This is a genomic window from Streptomyces sp. NBC_01431, from assembly GCF_036231355.1.
GTDB lineage: Bacteria > Actinomycetota > Actinomycetes > Streptomycetales > Streptomycetaceae > Streptomyces.
The window spans coordinates 198,266-217,697 of record NZ_CP109496.1 but is presented as its reverse complement, the minus strand read 5'-3'; the positions used below and the strand labels follow the sequence as shown (position 1 = coordinate 217,697).

Sequence of the window (19,432 nt, the reverse complement as noted above, 5' to 3'; positions counted from 1 at the left end):
CGGACGGAAGTTGCTTACGGTTTCGTGGCCATCTGACGGCTTGTTGGGCAGCCGGCCTCACTCATGTCGGCCATGCCCGTGCCTGAGGCGAGGAGGACCTTGGCGACGATCCTGGGGCTGGCCAGTGAGGTGAGAGGTTCGAGCATGTGGAAGACGTTGATGAACCGGCGGTGCAGAGCCCGATCGGTCGCCATGAGGCGTAGAAGACGTTTCTTGTACCAAGAGACAGGGCGCAGCCAAAGAGGCAGTGGCCTGCGCTGCGCGTCATATTGCCAGACGAGGTCGTCGCTGGCCGTGATGAGCCACTGCTTGCGGGCGATGCGCGCGATATGCCGCTGGAAGGAACGAGCCAGCCCATCAACGGTGTGTGGCTGCCTTCGCCGCACCCGGGCCAGGTGGCCCGCCAGGACCCGTGCTTCGAGGACGGCGGTGGCCATACCCTGCCCAAAGGCCGGGTTGAAGGCAGCGACGGAGTCGCCGACCGCGACGAGCCCATCAGGCCACCGTCTCACCTGCGCATACTGGGTGAGACGGTTCTCCGTACGCCGGTAGACGTGAATCTTGCTGCCCGGCACAGGGGTGGCGTCCGCGAGCAGGCGGTTGAGATCGGGGTTCTTCAGGCTCGCGGCGAATCGTCGCCATCCGTCAGAGTCGGCGGGCGGGTGGTCACCACCCGCACCGAACAGCGTGACCAGCCAGTTCCCATGCTCCAGCCGCGCGGCGAACCCACCACGCGGCTGCTCGGGCGCGTCGTACGGCTGGAACAACGCGTCGAAAGTCTGTGACGGCGCCTCCACGGTCATGGTCGCGTAGGCCAGGTCCGCGTTGGTGACTCTCTGCGTCGGCCGCGAATAGCCGGCGTGCTCCAGCCAGTCGGGCAGTGTGGAGAACCGCCCGGAGGCGTCCACGACCAAAGCCGCTTCGAGCGTGTGCCCGTCCCCCAAGCGGACCCCGACCACCCGGGATGCATCGCGATCCCAGCACAGCTCCTCGACCCGGCACCGATCACGTACGTCCACCGACGTGTCCGACAGGACGCGCTGACGCAACCTCCACTCCAGCAGGTCCCGCGAGAATGCCTGCACGGTCACGTCCATGGGTGCACGCGGGAGCCGGCTGCCCGCGACCGTCATCGATGCCCGCAGCCCGAAGTCGAACAGAGGTGCCCCGTCCGAGGACAATTCCTCGCGTAACCCCGGGAAGAGACGCTGCAGCTCCAAGGCAGCACTGACCAACAGGCCGTGCTGATGGGGAGCCTGCGCAACCCCGCGGCGAGGAACAGCGGCAGCCGGCAAGGGCGCGGCTTCCACCACGACAACGCTCTCGAAGTGCTCTGCGAGCACCCGGGCAGCCACCAACCCTGCGATGCCTGCCCCGATCACTACCGCCCGTCCCGCCAACATCACCTGACGGCGTGCTGACATATGGATACCCCCCTTTGGTCAGTGCCCCCGGCCGACTGCACCAGCGGGCAGGGCGCCCGCCAAAGCGGCACGGATGAACCGCGCTCTCTTGATGTCCACCTCGTGGGTGGGCGGCTCCGCGCAGGCGAGAGCCGCCAGGACAACGCAACGTCGGTCAGGCCGGGCTTCCAAGGAAGTTGTTGCCGGCCCCGGAGAGTTCATCACTGAGCAGGTAGTGCTCCCAGCCCGCGTGGAATTCTGCCCGGGAGACCTGCCCGTCGTTGTTCGTGTCCAGCTGCGAACACGTAGCGGCGGCCTCCGCCGGGCTGGAGCCCAAAGCCTCCAGATAGCCCTGGAAATCAGCTACCGGGACGAGCCCGTCGTCGTCGGCGTCGATGGCCGCGAACTCCGCGTCCAGTACCGATCGGCATCCAGAGACCACCTGCTCCCTGCGCCCGAGGGTGTCGGACATGGCCGACCGGAACTCCTCACGGGTGATGATGCCGTCCCCGTCGCTGTCGGCCGCCTCCACAAGGCGGTCCCACGCCTCTCGGTAGGCCGCGAACAGTGCGATCGCCTTGGCGGAGTCCGCAGACACGCGACCTGAGCGAATTACCTCTCGGCCCATGTGCTCACAGTCTGCGAACTCCAGCACTCCATTGCCGTCAGCGTCGAGCCGGTCGAAGATCAGGTCGTACTTACGAATAACGGCTTCCGTGGTCACTGCGCGACTCCTCCATGAACGTCTTCTCTGGGTACTGATAAGGTCCGGCGGCCCCGACCCCGGCCCCAGGCTAGAGGGTCCTATCCAACCTGGAGGAGTAATACACCTCGCTGACAGACTCACCAAATACGGCAAGCATATGACCACAGTAACGTTCGAATTGAATGCCCCGCGATGAATCTCTTCTCCGTGCCGTGGATGCGTAGGCTCCTTCCGTCGGCAGCCAAGGGCTTCATCCGCCTGTCAGGCCAACTGCTCGGCCGACATGTGAAGTTGGCAAGGGCTCAACAGCGCCCACGTGTCTGGCCTCACCGTCCTTGTGGAGGGCCGAGTTATTGAGCCGAAACCGTCTGGTTGCCTATTCGAGGGTGTAGCGGACGTGACGGGCGTGGAAGTAGCCCTGGACGCGGCGGGGTTGGCGCTGGCGGCGGTGGAGGAATCGCCGGGTCTCGCGGGCGAGGTCGTTGACCGAGCGGGCGCGGGCGGCGTGGACGTTCCGCTTGATGTCCGCGTTCAAGATCTCGTCGGGGTTGAGTTCGGGGCTGTAGCCGGGCATCAGGTGCAGCTCGATCCGCTCGGCGTTCGCATCCAGCCAGGTACGGACGGCCTTGCTGCGGTGGACGGGGTGCCGGTCGGCGATGACGTGAACCTTGCGTCCGGCCTGGCGGGCGAGCCGGTCGAGGAAGAGGGTGAACACCTTCGCGGTGAACTTCCCCGTGAACACGGTGAACCAGAGCGAGCCGCGGGAGGCGATCGCGGACATGATGTTCACGCGGAACCGCCGGCCGCTGACCTTCACGGTCGGGCTCTGCCCGGCCGGGGCCCACGACCGTCCCGGCGGGGCGGTGTCCGAGCGCAGGCCGCACTGGTCCGCCCAGGCCACCACGGCGTGCTCCGCCTTCGCCTGGGCAGCGATCGCGGGGTACTCGGCGCCCAGCCAGGCATCCACCTTCGCCTGGTCCTGCCGGTAGGAGCGGCGGTCGGGGCGCTGTGGGGAGAAGCCGTGCCGGCGCAGCCACTTGCCCACCGCGGCGAGCGACTCCCTGCCCGCGGCCTTGTACTTGCGCCACCAGGTGCCCACGGACCGCTCCGACACCCCGAACACCTCGGCCGCCCGCCGATACGTCCGCACCTGTCCCGACTCCAGCGCGGCCACCACCCGCAGCCGCACCACCTCCTGCGCGGCAGGCCCCAGGCCCCGCGCACCCCCAAGCTCGATCACACACCTTCAACGAGCAAGGCAACCAGACAGTTTCGGCTCAATAAGCCACCAGGTGTTGCGAGGACCCCGAGAATCCGCCAGCAACGAGGGGGCGTTGGGTCTCTTCCGGACGGAAGAGGCACAGAGGTGCCGGGGCACCTGCCTTGTTCCATTGACGGGTCTGGCGGCTGTGCGCGCAACCGAATCCGGGAACATTCGGCTGAAGGGGGCGCGCTCAGCCGGTTGGGGTGCGCGTGTGGTCCGCGGGGCGGTAGGGGAGGGGCGGGCATTGTTCCCTGTCGTGCCAGGCGTAAGCCGACTTCCGCGACACCCGTAACCTGCGGGCCACCTCCGGCGGCCGCGTCCGCTGCTCGAACATCTCCGCGGCCTCGAAGCGCACTGCCTCACGCTTCGCCCGCCCCGCAGCCGTCAGACCGCCGCCATCCGCGTACCTCATGACGAGGATGTAGCATCGCCAACGCCTTCTGCCACCCCACCCTTTCAATCTCAGCAGCAACTACTGCCGTCAAAGCGCTGAAAACGCCCCTCTGAAACAGTTTCAGAGGGGCGTCTTCAGAATTTCGTCTCGGCAATCAGGGAGACTCTACGCAGCAGGGGGCCTAATGGCTAGTCCCCTACGAAGTAAAGGTACCCGCGACTTCTGATCGCCACATGCGCGGCTTCCTCCAAGCGTTTCACAGTACGCGACGACAAGTCTTGCGGCAGCGCTTGAAGCTCATCGATCAGCAAGCGCAACTGATAGATGTTCAACATCGTGTCACCGTAGCGCGAGATGGCTTTTCGGATACTCCCTGAAGGGCCAGACTCGCAGACACGCATTAGCGTCTCGTCCTTATCGTCCAGCAGTTGATCAACGCGTTCATGAATTTGATTCTCGATGTAGATGGCCATACCCATGGCGTAGGATCCTCCGTTGCTGCAACTTACCTGGGCGGAATCGGATACATCGTGATCACGCCGCCCCACTTGTCCTGCACAAGCATGAACCACGACGTCTGTCGCGCCCCATCTTGGGCTGACGTCTCCCCGATAGGCTTTTCGTAATTGACTACCCGCTCATAGAAACCGCTCGCGTTCGGTTCAGATGAAGCAACCCCACCTGCCTTTTCAGCAAGCTGATCGAGATCGACATCGTGACTGAACACACCCTTGGTTGCATCCAAGTTCGCCCCGCCAGCAAAATGCTTCCCGCGAATGTAAGCCTCACTTGTGTCATCAAGCATTGGCCCCATGCAGTTGGAGTTATGAACGAGGATCGGTGTGGTCCCGGCCAGTACATAGTACGTGTGAAGGTCGTCGACGGTGAGGTTGTACGTGCGGGCGTTCTGCTCATAGGAGTAGTTACCGTCGATGTCGACGGTGGTGCCGTCAACGGCGCGCAGGGTCATGCCCTTGGTGAGCTTTCCGGCCTCGACCCAGGCGTGTTGGGACGGTGACCAGAAGGGGTGCTCGTTAGTGGCGATGAGATGCTCAAGGCCCTGGCGGGTCTTGATGGAGAGGTTGTTGAAGATTTTGTCGTGTTCGGTGACGATCAGGGCTGTCACTCTGCGCGGCTCGGTCTTGCCGCTGAGTGGTTCGGTCGCTGTGACCTGATCGCCGATCTTGACGGATTCGATGTTCTTGGTGCTGCTGTCCGCCATGAGTACCTTGGTGCCTGCGAGGAAGCACTTGGTGCAAGGGGGCAGCTTGTAAAAGCGGCTGTCGTTGGCGAGGTCTTCGACGGCTGAGAGGCCTCTGGATAGGAGTTTCTCAGCGGCCGACATCTTGCTGGCTCCCGCGAGATCGGCGCCAGCGCCCAGGCACTCCATCAGTGTGGGGTTCTCCATGCACTTGACTACGCCCTCGAGGCCCGTAGCGATCATGAAGCCCTTGGCCAGGAAGCGGTTGAACGCGTTATCGATGTCCGGCTGCTGGAGTACGTAGTCCTCCGTGTTCCACACACAGAGCGGGAGATGGTCCTGGTTGATTCGCGGGATGCAGGGCTTCTTCTTCTTACCCTCCTGCTGCTTCTTTCGGTCGCTTTCTGCCTGCTGACGTGCAGCGGCTTCCTCGGCCTGGCGCACCTCGTTGACATGAGCCCAGGCTGCGCTGGCGGCTTGGAGGGCTTCGTCGCGGCTCTTGCCCGCATCTAGTTTGGCGTCATAGGCGATGGCGGCGGAGCGGTTAGCGGCATCGGCGGACTGTCGGGCGTAGGTGGCGGAGAACTGGGCCTGGGCGGCGGATTCCTCGGCTGCGGCGGCGTCGTTGCTAGCTCTGTCGGCGGCATCGCGGGCCGTGGCAGCGGATTTGGCAGCCTGATTCGCGCTGGCCTGGGCGGCGTCGGCCGACTGGGCGGCGTCAGCTGCGTATGTCTTGGCCAGGGCGGCTGAGGCGAGGGCGTCGGCGGCGGCCTTGTTGGCGTCGGCCTTGGCGCCCTTGGCGATGGCAGCGGCCTGAGCTGCGGTATTCGCCTTCTGGCGGGCGGTGGCGGCGACTTCGAAGGTCTCGTTGAGGAGACGCTGGCCTTGGGCGACGTGGTTGTCGGTGAGCTTGTCCTTGCGGTCGGCCATGTACTGACCGATCTCGACGAAGTCATGCAGCTTGGCGGCGGGGCCTGTGAGGGCAACCATGGCGGCGCCCTTCACCTCGGGTCCGCCGTCGTTGTAGAGCTTGGTGGCGATGACCCGTTCGTCGGTGTTCTGGGCCTGGTAGCGGCCGTTGTTGAGGAAGGCTGTCAGAGCCTGGACGCTACCGTCGGCCAAGGCGTCCTGGGAGGCCTTCTTGACGCTGGGCCCGCCCGCATTGTTGATCTTCGATATGAGGACGCGGTACTCCACGAGCGCGACCTGAAACTGGCCGGTGGAGTAGAAGTCGCTGATCTGCTGGTCCGTCCCCTTCAGCGCCTCGACGGCACCGGTACGGACTTGCTCATAGGGGCTCTGGGAGGCCAGGTCGGAGACCTGCTGCCGAATTTCGTCGCTGCCGGCCTTTTTCGCACCGGTACGCAGGTAGGTGAGGACGTCGTCGTCGCTGCCGGCCAGGGCTTGGGCGGCAGCGGACTGGCGCCAGGAGTCGAAGGCCTTCATGGCGCGCATGGCTATGGCGCGGCCCTTGACGGCGACGGCCTTGGTATCGGCGCCGGGTTTGTCGGCTTCGGCGGCCAGGGCCGTTGTGTCGTCGTCGATCGCCTTGCCCTCCAGCGCGGCCTTCGCCAGGTTGGAGACCGCTGTGTCGGTGCTGGTCTTCTGGGACTTGGCGCGTTCGATAGCGGCGTTGGTGCGGGTGGTGAGGTCTTCTGCTTCGACCTCACGGGCCAGAGCAAACACCTTCTTGCCGGTGGTAGCGGCGGCTTCCGCGCTGGAGGCGGCTTCCGCAGCAGCTGTTGCGTAGGCGCTGGACTGGGCTGAGGCCTTGTCGGCTTCGCCGGCGTGTTTGACGGCTTCCTCGGCCGCGTCGGCGGCCTTGTTCGCGTGCCCGGCTGCCGAGTTGGCCGCATCCCGCGCTTCGATGGCGGCGTCGGCGGCCTTGTTGGCCAGCGTGATGGCCGCTTGGGCAGCGCGGTTGGCTTCGGCAGCGTGGCGGCGGGTCTGGATCGCGGCTTGGTGGGCCTCCTCGGAGTGCGCCCCTGCAGCGTCCGCGCTCTTGTTGGCCTCTTCGGCTGCATCTGCTGCAGCATCAGAATTACCCGCGGCGCTCAAGGCCGCGTTCACCGCGGTGGCGGCAGCGCGTGACGCGGCAGCCGCGTGCTCGGCCGCGATGCCAGATTCCCTGGCGAGATTGCCGGCCATTCGGGCGGCAACGGCGTCGTTCTTGGCCTTGTCCGCCTTGGAGGCATCGCCGAGCGCGGCGACAGAGGAATCGTAGGCACGGCTGGCGGCGTCGGCGGCAGCGGTCGCTGCGGCAGAGGTCTGCGCGGCGGCCAGTGCTGCGATGCGGGCCGACCGGTTGGCTGCGTTGGCGGACTGGATGGCCTGTTGGGAGGCTTCTGCCGCGGCCATGGCCGCCTGTGCGGCCTGCTGCGCCTTGTACGCGGCCGTCTTCGAGTCGATATTGGCGGCAGCCGCCTCCTTGGCCGCGGTCTGTGCAGCTTGCTTGGCCAGCTCGGAGGCGGTCACCGCGCGGGCAGAGGCCTCCTCGGCCTCCTTGGTGGCCACATCGGCCTGTGCGCCCGCTTGCTTGGCCTGGTCGAGGAGTTGTTGCAGGGTTGCGGTTTCCTGATCCCGGTTGCGGGCCGTGAACTGCCCGATCTCCAGGAACTCACGGATATCGTCCGGGGTGCCCTGCAGGGCGAGCGTTCCGGCGGCTTGCATCGCGGGCCCGCCGAAGTTGATGAGCTTGGAGACCGCGACGCGGTCATCCGTCTCCTGGGCCTTGTACTGGCCGACCTCGAGGAACTGCTTGACGTCCTCCGGTGTGTCCTTCAGGGCTTCGGTGCCCGCCATCTGCACGCCCCGGCCACCGGCGTTGATGATCGTGGAGACCTCAACACGCCGGTCCTGGTCGAGCGGAGCCTTCCATCCGTCCCGCAGGAATGCCTGCACATCCTCGGGCTTACCGGTCGCAAGCGCCGCGGTGCCCGCGATCCGGACTCCCCGACCACCGAAGTTGATCATGCGACTGACAGCCACACGGTCATCTATGTACTGCGTCTTGTCCTTGCCGACCAGGAACGCGTTGATGTCATCGTCCGAGCCCAGAAGGGCCTTCTCGGCCTCCCACTTGATGCCGCGCCCGCCTGATTCCCACAACTGCACGACGCTTCGACGGTCGACAGGCGGCTTGGAAGCGTCATCAGCCGACGCCGGCGAGACCCCCAGAAGGCCCGCGACCAGGGCAGCGGGGATCAGTGTCGCGCAGGTACTGCGCAGACGCACGGTTCTGGGGCGGCCGGTTCTTGCGGACTGCGGCACTCGTTTGGAGTGCGGGCGCCATTTCATATTGTTTCCCCTCCGGTTGACGCGCTGCTGCGGCACGCAACTGGGGCGAAAATCACCTTCCAAGGCAGGAGCTGCACACAATCGGAAGGCCATATTCCGCTCTAGCGTCAAACCGCTCAAGCGGAGACCTCAAGGTAGACGCGCCACAACAGGCCCCAGGCAAAGAGAGCTTGGGGCAAGCGATGCTTGATTCTTACATATGCTTTACTTGTGTTCACCTCGCGGGCACATAGCGCCCCTCTCATCGATCGGAAGTACCCGTGGCGACAACTCCTGCCCGGAAAACCGTAGTTACCGGCGCCATAGCCGCACTCACCGCTTGCGCCGCCGTCGCGGCCCTCTCTGTTGCCCAGGCGGCGCCCCGCGACACCAAAGAAGCAAGCAGCGCAGCCTCACCCACGGCAGGCATGCCGTCCTCGGTGGAGCAGTTCGCGTACCCGAATGCGGCGCAGATCCTCAAGGACCAGAAGATCACCCTCAAGCAGGGTGATGGTCATATCCTCCTGACCGACTGCGCCTCTGCGTATGACATCAAGGTCGAGTCACGAACCGGCGGTATGTACTTCTGCTTCGCCGTCACCGGCAAGCAAGGTTTCGTGACGATGGAACTGCCCGAGGCCTACGGCCTGTGGGCCCAGACCCGCCCGGTCCAGGCGAAGATCACCGCCGACGGCACGGAAACGATCATCAACGCTCCCAAGGGCGTCTACAAGCCCATGGGCGAGACGGGGAACGACGGAACACCGTCCATGCTGGTCGAACTCCGCGTCAACGGCTGACCCAGCGCCATCGGCTCCGGATTCATCGCCGACATGTGAACACGACTAGCAAGCAAGCCTGTTCGGCAGACCTGTAGTGCTGAGCATTCTGCGGTGAGGTCGCAAAGCACGGACCACCGGGACTGCCAGCTCTTGATGCTTTACCGACGAAGGCTACTCTCCGCCGTGCAGCCTGCGTTGCGCTCCCGCATACAACCATTCATAAGGACCATCATGTCTGGAAAGAGTCCACGTATCGCGTGGCTCACTGGCCTGTTTGCGCTCTCCATGGCGACGGGTCTCATCTCCGCCAATCCTGCTGGTGCCCTCTCGGGCACCGATGCCAGGGAGAGCGACCTTGGCTACACCGTCAAGCTGAACTTCGGTGACAAACAAGCCTGCTCCGGCGCGTTGGTCGAGGCGCAGTGGGTGATGACGGCGGCGAGTTGTTTCGCTGATGGTGGTCTGCCGGCGAAGTCCGGCAAGCCCGTGGTGCGGACGACGGTCACGGTGGGCCGTCCCGACCTGGGGGCGGCGGCCGGCAGCGTGGTGGACGCCGCATACGTGAACGTGCATCCGGACCGGGATGTAGCGCTGGTGCAACTGGCCTGGCCGATAGCCAACGCCAAGCCCATCAAGCTGAGTACATCGGCTCCCGTTGCTGGTGAGCAGTTGCAGTCGGTGGGTTTTGGGCGGACGAAGACGGAGTGGGTGCCGAACAAGCCACACTCGGGCACCTTCACGGTCGCCTCCGTCGATGGCGGCTCGGTCGCTCTGAACGGGTCGGATGCGGCGGTGCTGTGCCAGGGCGACACCGGCGCACCCGCGGTACGGAACGTCAACGGAACCCTTGAACTGGTGGCGGTCAACAGCCGCTCCTGGCAGGGCGGCTGCCTGGGCACCGACCCCGCCGAGACCCGCACCAGCGCCCTCGACACCCGCGTCGACGACCTGGGCACCTTCATCCAGCCGCTCGGCAACACCACTGCCACCCGGCCGCAGTTGAGCAAGCTGCTCCCCAATGTCACTACGGTGATGACGGCGGGTGACTTCAACAACGACGGCCGCAGCGACCTGGCGGTGGTCCTCAAGGACGGCACCCTCCACACCTTCGCCGCCCGAGGCGACGGCACCTTCGAGTACGGGCGCAAGCTCTGGAGCGACAGCAGTTGGAAGGCCGCCACCAAGATCGTGGCCGGTGACTTCAACGGCGACGGCCAGATGGACATCGCCTCCGTCTGGAACGACGGACACCTTCGCCTGTATGCCGGAAAGTCGGACGGCACACTCGCCGAAGGCAAGCTCATGTGGCCGGACTCCACCAACTGGAACAGCATGCTCCAGATCGCCCGGTTCAAGCCGGACAACTCGGGCCACGACGGCCTGCTCACCGTCTGGTCCACCGGCGACCTGTACGCGTACTCCACCAACGGCGATGGTGCGCTGAACGGCACCGCGCAGAGTATGTGGAAGGACCCGTCCTGGAAGGTCGCCTCCAAGCTCACCACCGGTGACTTCAACGGCGACGGCCGCGACGACGTCGTCATCACCAACGGCGACGGAGCACTGGTCCGTTACGGCAACGGCAAGGGCGGCCTCAGCGACGGCGCATCCATGTGGCCCGACAAGAGCTGGAAGAGCGTCCAGGCCATCCTGGGCGGCGACTTCGACGGCAACGGCAAGACCGACCTCGGCAGCCTCTGGAACAACCAGCAGAAGTTCACCATCTACCAGGGCAACGGCGACGGCACCCTCACCGACGGCAAGGACGCCTGGACCCGCTAAGCGCTCACCCCGCGCGTCAGGTATAGCCATCAGCGGGGCCCCGAGGACGTAGTCGGCCGTGGAATGCGCCCGACCCGGCGGCCGCAGTCTACTTGCCCGGAACTCACCGGCCGTGGCCTCGCTGAACCGATGCCTCAACCTCATCGATACACGCCGTCAGGCCTGCACAGACATCCGGCTGCGCAGGCCTGACGCGTTCCCGGAGACCACCCCTCGGTAGCGGCGGGGCTGCTGACGCTGGTGACCGCAGGAACGGCGGGTCGCTGAACCAGCGGTCAGTGAAGTGCACACAAGTACGACAGGCTGCGGGCGTCCCCACACGTCGCCGGTCACTTGGAAGCGCGACCACGGGAATACCGGCCCTGCCGCGGCCGCTTCCACGGCCAGGACCCGGGCTGTCGTCCCAACCAGGCCCTGTCCATGCGGCCATTTCGACCGGATGGCCGAGTGCTGATGGCGCTATTTGAAAACGGCCACCGCATGCTCGGGGGTGACCCCACACCTGCTCAGTGGATCTCCCCACCCATACGGCACTTGACCTGCGGACGGACGCCACAAGGGAGGGGCCGCCCGATAGCCAGCCAGGTCCAGGGACGGGGCTGAGTTGTCCAGGGTGGGCGGAGCCCAGCGCGGAGCGCCGCAATGCCGGGAAGTTAAGCAGGGCTGATGCGTTGTCAAGAGGCACGAGCATGCGAGTCGGGACCTCGGCTAGCGTGATCGCTCTGCCGAGAACTCACCTGCACCGAGGTCCCGTTGCTCCGTCAGCCTGCCGTGCCCGACCCGTCGACTTCCGCTGTGGACGACCGCTTCTTACCAGGGCATTTGGGCGCGCTCACTGCCTACCTGCCACCGGATTTGGTGGAGGCGGTCCTGACGGAGACCGGCCGGCTCCAGCAACGCCTGCGCCTTCTGCCATCCCTCTGCGGTGTGTACTTCGTGCTCGCCTTGGGTCTGTTCCCGCACCTGGGGATGGTGTTGGTGTGGGAAAAGCTGGTCCACGCGTGGGGCACGCAGGCCACGCATCCCACCGCGGCGGCGCTGCGGCATCTGCGGGCCCGGTTGGGGCCGACGCCGTTCCGCGTCTTGTTCGAGGTCCTGACGGTTCCGCTGGCATCGCCAGGAATGCCGGGCGTGGGCTATCGCGGCCTTCGCACTGTGGCCTTCGACGGCTGTCACTCACTGCACGTGCCGGACACCGCCGATAACCGAGCCTGGCTGGGACGCGTCCGCACGCGTCTGGGCTGGGCCGGCTACCCCGCGCTCAACGTGATGACGCTGATGGATACCGGAACCCGCGGCCTGCTGGGCGCCAGCATCGGCGAAAACCGCCGCCAGTGCGATGAAAGAGACCTGGCCCGCACGCTGCTGCACCGACTCGCCACCGGCATGCTGGTCCTGCTCGACCGGGGCTTCGACGCCAACGACTTCCTCGCGGAAGTACACGCCACCGGCGCCGATTTCCTGGTCCGGATGACAATTCGGCGAACTCCTCGCGCGCACACCGTGCTGCCCGACGGCAGTTTCCTGAGCACCTTCGGCACCCTGACCGTGCGCATCGTGCAGGCCCGGTTCACTCTCACCGGCCCCGACGGCGAAATCCTCACACACGACTACCGCCTGGCCACCACCCTCCTCGACCCCGTACGCCACCCGGCCGGTGACATAGCCCGCCTTTACCACGAACGCTGGGAAATCGAGACCGGCTACCGCGAAATCCGCGCCACCACCCGGGGCGGACGCCCGCTCCGCTCCGGCCACCGCGCCGGACTCGAACAGGAACTGTGGGCCATGCTCATCTGCCACCAGCTCCTACGCATGGCCATCATCGACGCCCTCGCCGGCGACGACCCCGACCGAGGCTGCTACACCGCTGCCCTGGAAGCCGCCCGCGCCAGCATCACCACCGGGCCCCTGTCCGATGACCACCCCAACCCCGTCCACCACGCCGTCCAACGGCACCGGCTACCGCCGCGCCGCGCGCGCATCAGCGCCCGCCGCGTCAAGCACCCCACTTCCCGCTACATCGCCTGCGACCGCGCTCTGCCCCGTCCCCGGGCAAGCACCCCCGTCATCGAGTTCCACGTCACCATCCAACCGCCCCCCCGCCCCACCGCCGCCCCGGAGTCTCCACACTCGCCGCCCCGGAACCCAGCTCGCCCAGCCCGGCACCCGCCGCGCCTGCGTGACCGCCTTGATGCGCACCCGCCCCGACCGCCTATGGACGGTCACCGAACTCACAACCGGACTCGGAGACACCAGCCACGGCCTACGAACCCAACTCACCGAATGGGCCACTCTCGGCTTCCTGGAACGCCCCAAACAGGGGCACTACAGACTTGCACCGACCCTCTTGACGGAGGATCCCGGGCCCTAACTACTCGGCATTGCGGAGCGACGCCGCAGGCGCCCTTGACCACTCGGAACGGCCCGCACACTCCACGAGCGGGCGGCCCCGTCCGACAACGCGTGCCTCGCTCGTTGATACTCCCCACTCCGTTGAACTCTGTACCGAGTGAGGCGAAGAGCGGACCTGGTGATTTTCAAGAATCCGCATCAGTGCCTCGAACCAACTCTCCACCCTCCAACGCGGCACGGAACGTGGGCACTTGCACGGCCATCAGCCGCCGGGCCCGCGGGGCCGACCGATGCGCGGAGAGGCCAGGGGCGACCGTGGGCACGATGCCCCGTTACAGTCCGCTGCCCGCAAACCGCGGCCGTGGAGTCGTTGAGGTCGTGCCCCTTACCCCAGGAGGGGCACATGGTCGGGTCCTCACGGACATTCGGCGGCAAGGACCCGACACACCACCGGTGTTCAGCACCCTTGCGGCCGGTTACCGGTTGCGGGGGTGCCCGACCCGATGGGTCGAGGGGCGGAATCAACTCGGCTCCGCTCTCCGGTAGGCAGGACCACCCCGACGTCGTCGTGGCATGGGGCTTTGGAGCAATTCTTCGAGCCCGGTGGACGACCCGCACCGGGCCAGCTGCTAACGTCACCTCCATGATTTCCGGACCGCACTGACAGACCATCGACCGCACCGCGCCGCAAACGGCCGGGCGGTACCGCGATCGGTCATGTCCGTGCGTTGAAACCGGAGAATTCCCATGTCACCCCCCTCTCGGGGCGGCGCGTCCTATCGTGCCATCCTCGCACTGCCCCATGCCCGCAGCCTGTTCGCCGCCTCGATGCTCGCGCGGCTCTCGTACGGGCTGGTGGGACTGCCACTCCTGCTCACGCTGAAGCAGGCCACCGACTCTTATGCGATCGCCGGTACGGCCAGCGGCCTCTTCGGCCTGCTCGCCGCGCTGCTCGGTCCCGTACGCGCGCGGCTCGTCGAACGTCGGCCACGCACGCTGATGCTGCTGGCCGGCCTCTACGCAGGCCTGCTTACCGTCATCGCCGCCGCAGGCGCGGCTGGTGCCGCGCCCTGGCTCGCCGTCACCCTGGCCGCCGCTGCCGGGGTGGTCCCGCCGCCAGTCGGACCGCTGATGCGCACTCTGTGGGGCCGGCTCGCAGCCGACCAGGCCCAGCGGCAGAGCGCACTCAGCCTGGACACCGTATCGGAGTCGACCGTCTTCGCCCTGGGCCCCGCCACCGGCGGCATCCTGATCAGTGCCGGATCCGCTCCGCCGGCGCTGGCGTCCTGCGCCGCACTGGTGCTCGTCGGCTTCTCGGCACTCACCTCCGCGCTGCGACGATCTCCCGCCCGGCCACGCCCCGCAGTCGACACCAGGACCACGCGTTCGCCGCAGGGGCCTCTGCGCGCACCGGGGTTCGCCGCCATGCTGCTGGTCGTCTTCGCCTCCGGGTGCGCGATCGCGGTGGAAGAGATCGCGGCCATCGCCACCTGGGGGGCGGGCGTGACCGGCTCGCTGCTGGCGCTGTGTTCCATCGGCGGGGTACTCGCCGGCCTGGCGTACGGGCGGCGGGCCTGGCAGGCCTCGCTCGCACGGCGACTGGCACTGATCGCCGCCGCCGGAGCGGCCTGCTTCGCCCTGCCGGTGCTGGCGACGTTCGTCCCGGTGGCCGCCGTCGCCCTGCTGTGCGCCGGGGCGTGCGAAGCCACCATGCTGATCACCTCGTACCTGCTGGTGGACTCGATGGTCGTACGGGACGCGCAGATGGAGGCGGGGGCGTGGGTCAACACCGCCTACAACCTGGGCGTCGCCGCGGGTTCGGCCGTCGCCGGTATGGTGCTGGACCGGTCGGGGGCGGGCATAGTGTTCGCGCTCGCCGCCGCAATGGCCGGGGCCGGAGCGATCGCGGCGGCGGTGTGCGAACGGGGAGAGGCTTGTGCTTCGGCGAAGGTGGCGTAGTCGGTGGAGCGGTTGAGCAGGGTGAAGTCCATGTCGCCTGCGGTGAACCGGCTGGTGTAGTAGTGCCCAGTGGCTGCCCGGGGGGTGAGGCCGGTGAACGAGATACGGCACGCCCCTTCGTGTCGGGGGCTGCGGTGCTGATGCTCCACCCGGGGCCTGTTGTCGTACAGGAACCCGATCTCGAAGATTCCGGAGTTCTCCGGGGCTGTGACGGTGGCGGTGCTCGACTGCGAGGCGCTCTCCTTGGTGCGGAGTGTGGCGTGCAGGCCCCAGAAGGTCTGCTCGACCGTCATGTACGTGGTGAACGGCCCCCGGTTGCCCCCTGCGGGTATTCGACTCTTCGGACTCGAAGACAGCATCACCCGCCAAGTTCCGGTGACCCAGGGACGTCCGGTGAGGCGATGGATGCCGGGCCAGGTGCCGGCTTCTTCGAGCGCGGCGCGGACCGCCTCGGTGATCAACTCCAGACGGGTCAGGTTACGCACCGCGGCCAGGACCTGGGTGGAGTCTGTGCGCTGCGTGGTGCGTTCCCGCACCAGTCCGGCCTCCTTGAGCCGGGCCAGCGTGAGGTCGAGGAGGCGATCGGCACGGTCGTCTGCAGCGAGACGGTCGCGGAAGTCTGCCAGCACACTGTGGTGGAACCCGGGATCATGCAGCTCCATCGCCATCGCATACTTGAAGTCGATGCGGCAGCGAACCGCCTCGGCGGCCTGCCGGTCCGACAGGCCCAACAGGAACTGCAGCACGCAGACGGTGGCCAGTTGAGCAGGCGAAAGCCCCGGACGCCCATCCCTCGGATACCAGCCGACAAAGTCCTCGTCGCACCACAACCCATCCAGCCGGTCGCGCACCCATATCGCCGTCGTACCACCCGGGTTGCTCGCCCGCGCGATCTGCGCGGTCAGAGGCGGAACTTGCTCACCGGAACGCGGGCGGAGGGACAACGGGCACCTCGACAGCTGCATCGGTCATCGGAACTACCCGAGCATGCCCGCTGATCACGCTGCCGCACCGGACAACTCCAAGATCCACGACAGAGTCAAGCTAGCCGCGCTCGCTGAATCGGGGTCTCGGAGGGCGTGAGGTCGGTGCGCACTGCTGGTACCCGTCACGTATTCCGGTACGAGGTATTCCTCTATGCCGGCGACAGCGGGCGCCCGGAGCCTCCGCCCAAGAACTGCAGGGCAGTTGACGTGGCTGCCCGCGCGCTCGTCGCGCCAGTCATGGGTGGGGGTGTCAGGGTTGACGCGGTGCACGGCTGGGCTGCGGGGCTGGATCGTCTGCATGCTCGGATCGGCGCAGGCCCGGTCGGGAGAGACCCTAGTGCGGCGCGTGGATCACGAGAGCGACGACCGCCACGAGGACAACGGTTACGGGTACGGTGAGGAGGCCGATCACGGTGGGAGTCAGCCGGTCCCGGAACTGCTTCGGGGGCCGGACCCGTGCGGTCTGGTCCGTGCTCAGCTCCCACCAGTTGACGACCCGCTGGAACTGCTCGTCGAAGTCGGGGGCGGGATTCATGGCGCTGCGGTAGAGCCCGGGCAGCGAACGTCGCCGTCCGCCCTCCAGAAATATCCGGGCAGCGTACGACGACGAGTTCTGGCCCTTGGTCTCGCGCACGTCGATCCACCGGATGTCGTGCCAGGGGTAGGTGTGGCCATGCCCGAGTCCCCAACAGATGGTTATTCCGTCGGCCCCGACCCTGCTCCAGCTCCGGGACGACATGAGGAGAAGCGGGGCGAGGAGGGCGATGCTTCCGCCCATCAGCCAGGAGAAGCCCACCGCGCCGAGCTTGACGAACGGGCGGAACCCTCGACGAGCAGGACGACAAGTGCCAGCACAACGTGGGACTTCGCCGGACGATTCCGGTCCGTCGTCCGGAAGTTCAGTTCGATCACGTCCGGCACCCTACGCCCGTGGCCTCGGCCGTGAAACGGCCGGGCGGGCGCATCACTGGCAACCCGTCAGGACTAGCGTTCGGCCGGGTTCCGTCGGCGGCACGCTCGGGTCTGTGTCGACTCGCACGCCGGGAGGGGGGCGTCGGTGCGGGTGAACTGGAGCGGCGATCCGGAGATCGCGGCCTGGGGGTATCCATGGGGGACGAGCAGGGGGCTGTCGTCCGAGGGATGCGTTGAGCGGAGGGACACGATGGTCACGTCCGCACTGCTGGTCGGCCCCGAGCAGGCTGAAGATCCGTACGCGGCCGGGCCGGTGATCCACTGGTTGGATGTCCGGGAGCGGGAGAGCAACGACGGGTCCTGGCCGGTGACGGCTGACTGCGATCGGCCACGCTGGGAGTGGACGCCCTCGGAGCAAGTCGGTCCGTTGCGGTTCGGGATGAGTCCACAGCAGCTGGCGGCTGCGTTGGACCACGAGGTCCCGGCCGGCCGCGAAGGGCACCATGCCTCGTGGTGGCACAAGAAGGCCGAGACATGGATCCTGAGCACGGACCGGTTCGACAAGGCCGGGGTGAGTGCGCGCTACTGGTATCCGGACGGCATCCCCTGTCCTGGGGGCTGTGACTGTGCACGGGCGTACCGGACCTCAAGTCGCCTTCGGAGATATCGATCTCATCGGCAAGACGGTCTGCGCCATTGATACGGCCCGGCCCTGACAGAGAGGGCGGAGAACAATGAGATGGCCCTGGCCATGGGGTGCTCGGGACCTCGGCGTAGACGGAATGAACATGTACATACGAGCCGCCCGGGCTGGGGATGCTGCGGTCAGCGGGGCCCGGTTCTGTGCAGCGGACTGGGAAGACCACGGCTGACAAGTCGATCATCCCGAGGTAGTGCTGGAGGGACATTCGACTCGTCATGAGGGCGCGGCGCTACGGGGCGTCCTCCTGCGTAGAAGAGTTGGCGTCTGGTTGGGGTTCGGTCCTTGCCGTGCGTGAGGTGGTTACCGCAGGATGCCGACGGCGAGGAAGAAGGCGCCGAGGGGGACCCAGAAGGCGCCGACGATGCGCAGAGTTTTGGGCGTTGCGGTGCCGACGCGCGGAGTGAGCTGCGCGTACAGGTGGAAGGCGCGTTCGGCGGCCTGCGCGATGTTGGTCACGAAGAGCAGGCCGGCGATGAGGAAGACGGCACCGATTGCCGCGAAGAACATCATTTCTCCTTCTTCTGTTCCCACAGAGTCCATCCGTCGGCCTGGCTGAAGCCAGTGGAGATCTCGGCTCCCAGGCCAAGGCCCAGGCCGCCTTCGAAGGTTGCGACGTCGTCGCCCTTGGAGTTGGTGGTTCCGATGGCGTTCTGGTGGCTTCCCCAGAGGCCGACGCCTGGGTGGATGGAGCCGCTCTTGTCCCAGCCCGTGCCTTTGAGCTGGCTGATGTCGTCGGCGTTGCTTTTGACGATGCCGACGTTGGCGGACGCTCCGAAGTCCCATCCCGCGGTGGCGGTGGAGCCGGCGTACATGAGGTTGATCTGGGATCGTCCGTCGGGGGTCCGGGTGTTGACGAGGGAGATCTCTCCGCCGATGCCGATTCCGAACCCGAGTGAGCCACTGAGGCTGATGCCCTGGGTGTTGTTGAAGCCGGTGGCGTCCGCTAGCCCCTCCACGGTGGCGCTCATGAGCTTGCTGCCGAGGTTGCCGGGCTGGGAGAATCCGCGAGCAGCGCCGTTGACCCCTCGGGCCAGTGCCCTCAGTGTCCCGGCCTTGTGGGCGAGCTCCTTGGCCTTACGGTCGGCTTCGGCCTTGCGTTCCGCCTCCGCCTTCTTGGCCGCTTTTTCGTAGGTCCCGATGTCGCCGACTGCCTGTCCATTGAATCCGTTGAGCGTCCCGTCCAGGGGGTTCGCGTCGACGACGGCGGCTTTGAGCGCGGTGGTGAGGTCTGAGTCGGCGTCCCCCATGGCCTTGACCAGGTGGTCGACGCGATCCTGCCAGGAGGCCACTGCCTTGCGTATGCCCTCCTGGTAGTCCGGGTCGTGGTGCAGTGCGGTCTTTTCGCCGTCGGACAGCTGCGTGTAGTCGTAGGTGACCACTCCCTGGTCCGAGACCTGCATCTTCGCTTCGAGAGCTTCGTGCCTCGCGGCGGTCAGCTTGCCCTTGAGGCCGGCGAAGTTCGCGTGGGCCTCCCGCAGGAGCGATGCGACGGCTTTCGCCTCGGTCTGCGCGTACTGGAACTCCCGGAGCGTGATGTCGAAGCGCCGGCTGGCCGCATCGGCGGTCAGACCCTGCCACGAGGTGCCCATGGAGATGCCATGGACGTCCCGCTTGTAAGCCTTCTCGCGTTTCTCGAACTCCTTGGCCATGCCGTCCCAACGGTCGGCTGCGCTGGTGAGCGTCGCCAGATCCGTGCTCATGATTTCGTG

The 19,432-nt window shown here is 66.6% G+C and carries 12 protein-coding genes and 2 pseudogenes; 4 read left to right on the top strand and 10 right to left on the bottom strand.

Annotated features, from left to right (window positions below):
• Window positions 1–14: 14 nt before the first annotated feature.
• The 6 genes and pseudogenes from OG522_RS01130 to OG522_RS01105 form a co-directional block, all read right to left on the bottom strand.
• On the bottom strand, window positions 15–1,424 hold the full coding sequence (locus OG522_RS01130) for an FAD-dependent oxidoreductase (RefSeq protein ID WP_329461017.1): 1,410 nt from the start codon (window positions 1,422–1,424) through the stop codon (window positions 15–17).
• Window positions 1,425–1,578: 154 nt separating this feature from the next.
• A complete protein-coding gene (locus tag OG522_RS01125; RefSeq protein ID WP_329461016.1) occupies window positions 1,579–2,127 on the bottom strand; it encodes an EF-hand domain-containing protein in 549 nt (182 codons plus the stop codon).
• A 358-nt stretch (window positions 2,128–2,485) separates the two neighbouring features.
• Window positions 2,486–3,349: an IS630 family transposase gene (locus OG522_RS01120; protein WP_329461015.1), complete on the bottom strand. Its 864-nt coding sequence runs from the start codon at window positions 3,347–3,349 to the stop codon at window positions 2,486–2,488.
• 280 nt (window positions 3,350–3,629) lie between these two features.
• A pseudogene (locus tag OG522_RS01115) lies at window positions 3,630–3,785 on the bottom strand (helix-turn-helix domain-containing protein); the annotation flags it as partial.
• A 170-nt stretch (window positions 3,786–3,955) separates the two neighbouring features.
• Window positions 3,956–4,240: a hypothetical protein gene (locus OG522_RS01110; RefSeq protein WP_329461013.1), complete on the bottom strand. Its 285-nt coding sequence runs from the start codon at window positions 4,238–4,240 to the stop codon at window positions 3,956–3,958.
• 32 nt (window positions 4,241–4,272) lie between these two features.
• Window positions 4,273–8,202, bottom strand: coding sequence for a polymorphic toxin-type HINT domain-containing protein (locus OG522_RS01105; RefSeq protein ID WP_329461012.1), 3,930 nt, complete (start codon window positions 8,200–8,202; stop codon window positions 4,273–4,275).
• Window positions 8,203–8,525: 323 nt separating this feature from the next.
• Here OG522_RS01105 and OG522_RS01100 point away from each other — a divergent pair, with 323 nt between their 5' ends.
• From OG522_RS01100 to OG522_RS01085, 4 genes are all read left to right on the top strand, one after another.
• Window positions 8,526–9,044, top strand: coding sequence for a hypothetical protein (locus OG522_RS01100; protein ID WP_329461011.1), 519 nt, complete (start codon window positions 8,526–8,528; stop codon window positions 9,042–9,044).
• A 213-nt stretch (window positions 9,045–9,257) separates the two neighbouring features.
• Window positions 9,258–10,808: an FG-GAP-like repeat-containing protein gene (locus OG522_RS01095; RefSeq protein WP_329461010.1), complete on the top strand. Its 1,551-nt coding sequence runs from the start codon at window positions 9,258–9,260 to the stop codon at window positions 10,806–10,808.
• A gap of 771 nt (window positions 10,809–11,579) precedes the next feature.
• A complete protein-coding gene (locus OG522_RS41145) occupies window positions 11,580–13,709 on the top strand; it encodes an IS4 family transposase (protein WP_443074642.1) in 2,130 nt (709 codons plus the stop codon).
• Between the two features lie 201 nt (window positions 13,710–13,910).
• Window positions 13,911–15,122 carry an MFS transporter gene (locus tag OG522_RS01085; protein ID WP_329461008.1) on the top strand — a complete coding sequence of 404 codons (1,212 nt, stop codon included), beginning with the start codon at window positions 13,911–13,913 and terminating at the stop codon, window positions 15,120–15,122.
• 32 nt (window positions 15,123–15,154) lie between these two features.
• On the opposite strand, the pseudogene OG522_RS01080 reads toward OG522_RS01085, so the two are convergent.
• From OG522_RS01080 to OG522_RS01065, 4 genes and pseudogenes are all read right to left on the bottom strand, one after another.
• A pseudogene (locus tag OG522_RS01080) lies at window positions 15,155–16,087 on the bottom strand (transposase); the annotation flags it as partial.
• Between the two features lie 355 nt (window positions 16,088–16,442).
• Window positions 16,443–16,904, bottom strand: a complete 462-nt coding sequence (locus OG522_RS01075; RefSeq protein WP_329461007.1) for a hypothetical protein — start codon at window positions 16,902–16,904, stop codon at window positions 16,443–16,445.
• 1,119 nt (window positions 16,905–18,023) lie between these two features.
• Window positions 18,024–18,230, bottom strand: a complete 207-nt coding sequence (locus tag OG522_RS01070) for a hypothetical protein (protein WP_329461006.1) — start codon at window positions 18,228–18,230, stop codon at window positions 18,024–18,026.
• Window positions 18,230–19,423, bottom strand: a complete 1,194-nt coding sequence (locus OG522_RS01065) for a hypothetical protein (RefSeq protein ID WP_329461005.1) — start codon at window positions 19,421–19,423, stop codon at window positions 18,230–18,232. Before OG522_RS01065 ends, OG522_RS01070 begins: the two co-directional genes overlap by 1 nt.
• Window positions 19,424–19,432 lie beyond the last annotated feature (9 nt).